Source organism: Actinomadura keratinilytica (assembly GCF_039539665.1).
Classification (GTDB): Bacteria; Actinomycetota; Actinomycetes; order Streptosporangiales; family Streptosporangiaceae; genus Spirillospora; species Spirillospora keratinilytica.
The window spans coordinates 1-2,436 of record NZ_BAABDO010000242.1 but is presented as its reverse complement, the minus strand read 5'-3'; the positions used below and the strand labels follow the sequence as shown (position 1 = coordinate 2,436).

2 protein-coding genes are annotated in these 2,436 nt (G+C 65.7%); one reads left to right on the top strand and one right to left on the bottom strand.

Annotated features, from left to right (window positions below):
• Positions 1 to 510 precede the first annotated feature (510 nt).
• Positions 511 to 834 carry a hypothetical protein gene (locus ABD879_RS32440; protein ID WP_345025609.1) on the top strand — a complete coding sequence of 108 codons (324 nt, stop codon included), beginning with the start codon at positions 511 to 513 and terminating at the stop codon, positions 832 to 834.
• 356 nt (positions 835 to 1,190) lie between these two features.
• Here the strand turns inward: ABD879_RS32440 and ABD879_RS32435 are convergent, their stop codons facing one another.
• Positions 1,191 to 2,375 (bottom strand): NsdA family TPR-like regulatory protein, encoded by a 1,185-nt coding sequence (locus tag ABD879_RS32435; RefSeq protein ID WP_486303747.1) that lies wholly within the window; start codon positions 2,373 to 2,375, stop codon positions 1,191 to 1,193.
• Between the last annotated feature and the right edge of the window lie 61 nt (positions 2,376 to 2,436).

The window sequence follows — 2,436 nt, the reverse complement described above, 5'->3', positions numbered from 1 at the left end:
ACACAGTCCCAAGATCGTCCTCAGCCAAACATCAAGATCGACCGGACAGGCCCTAAGGCAGTGCGACGAGAACCCGCCTCGTTTGAGAGTGTGCTCGGAACAGGCGCCGCGTTGCGACGAAACCATAGCAGTGGCGCGTGGTGGCGGAGCCGAGTGGTGGTACGAGAAGGGCGCTGGCGTCTATCTCGCCTTGTACCCCGATCTTGAACTGGCTGTCGACGCTCTGTGCACCTTGCTCACCGCTACCAGGCATGACCGTTCTTGCCTCCAGCGGTCAGGACACGCAATGCCAGTTGCTCTTCCGGGAGCCGTCGAGCCCGAGACGAGTTGAAAAGGGCTTCGGTGACCCGTGGAGATTCGCGGGACTTCACGTGTCACCGGGCAGGGCCGTTGTGGGAAGACCAGCGGCCCAGCAAGGAAGGTGGAGGCGGCGCCGTCGGGGATCGTCCCCCCAATCCACTGACCGCGCCGCCTCCACCGGCAATCGCAATCTGAGAAGTGAGGTGAACCATGAGCTTTGACAGGGGAAGGCACGCGGCGACCACCGACCGGCCGACGCCGCACAACCGCAGACGCGAGCACTTGGCCGCACTCCATGCGGCCATCCAGGTCCGCCCTGACATGGATGGCCGCCTCGTCCAGCAACGCGGAGTGTCCTGGGTCAACGTCTCGCGGTACGGAAAGCCGCGCCGCGCAGTCAACGTGAGTTGCGACTACCGCAACGGCGGCTGGTGGTTCTGCTGGCTGGCCGACGGGTCACCGATCGCACGTGTCGAGGATGTCACCGGGTGCATCGACAGGCTCACCCGTGAACTGAACGGGACCGTCACATGAGTTCCCTGCCTGCAGACCTGGACGCAGCGGCCATGTTCGCCCTACGGAGTCGTATGCATCGTCGTCGGCGTGGAGCACATGCTGCCTAACAACGGTGTCCCCAAGCTCTCCCCACCCGACAGGATCTTGTGACCTGCGAGAAGATGAGAACACGGCGGCACCCGGTAGGGCTCATCACCGAGCCGCGCCAGGAGAGCGCACCGGGTGCCGCCGCGCACCAATCGACACTTCGCATGGCAGCCCCCTGAGCAGCTCGTAGTCGTCCCATCCGGTGGGGTCAGGGGCCGATTGTCGCCAGCCGTATAGGACCTCCGATCGCGAGTGTGGGCCGCTTGCCGACATCGGTACCAGATCGGCTACGGACGGCTGTTGATGAGCGCTCGGGATTGCGCGAGGAAGTCCTTGGCCGGGGCGGACCGGCGGAACGGGGTCAACGCGTCGGCGAAGCGGCGTAGATGGCCCAGGCACCGCGCGGAGTTGACCTCAGAGCTGAGGATGGCGACTCCTTCGTTCGCCTGGGCCAACGCGGCGTCGAGGTCAGGCTGTTGCTGTTTGATGTAGGTGGTGGCGAGGAGAAACTTCCGTAGGGCGCGTTCGCGCGAGTATGTGGAGCCTTGGAGTTTAAGCGCGCGGCGGAGGTGGAACCGCGCCTGGCGGTAGTCTCCGATCTTCATGTGGCAGTAGCCGGCCTGCGCGTGAGCTTGAGAAAGGTTCATCCAGTAACTCCACCCGGGATCTCCGGTGGAAGTTGGTTGGTCGGCGAGGGCGTCGAAGGCGGCGTCGATCGCGCGGTTCGTGGTGGCGGCGCGGCGGGTAGCGGTAGCGGTCTGATCGTTGGCGCTGGCTTCGGCTGCGCGGAGCGCAAGGATGGCCCTGACCTTCGGGCTGGCGCCGGGGTAGGCGCTGCGGGCGGTTTCGGCGAGTATCACTGCCTCGCGGCCGCCGTCGAGGTCTTTGGCCTGGCAGGACATGAACCCGAGTATGTTGGCGCCCAGCGCGCGGTCACCAGCAGTGTGAGCGGCGTGGAGTCCGGCGATCCAGTAACGCTGAGCGTGTGCGTGCTGGTTGTCGTCGAAGGCGGCGAATCCGGCCAGGCGCAGCAGTTCGCCGGCTGTGGCGTGCAGGCGGCGGCCGACTGTGGCCGTGTAGCTGTGTTCGTCCAGCAGGGTGGTGACGTACCGCAGGTGTTCGTGGATCAGGCTGAGGAGTTGCCCGCCGCCGATCTGGTCGTCCATGCGGCGCAGTCGGTCGGTGATGTGATCCAGGTCGTCGACGACACTGATCGGGACTTTGGAACCAGCGGCGCGTGCGGCGGCCTGTGCGGGGTGAGCGATGAGCCATTCGTGGGCAGGTGCGGTCAGCGCTGTGCCCATCAGCATCATGAAGTGGCGCCGGTCCATGAGGCCAGCGTGGGTGACCGCACGGAGTGCGCGCAAGGTCCCCGCCGCAGTCCATGGAGTCTGTAGACCGGCGGCCGCAGGTACGGTGTCCGGCTCGTCAGGAGGCCAGCCCATCTCTTCGACGGTGATGGTCCTGCCCAGCTCCTGACTGAGCCTTTTCCATCCTGATCACGCTGGTCACGGGGTTGTCGCGGTCTCGGTG

Coding starts and splice junctions, on each gene's coding strand:
- ABD879_RS32440 (WP_345025609.1), top strand. CDS start 511: ATGAGCTTTGACAGGGGAAGGCACGCGGCGACCACCGACCGGCCGACG.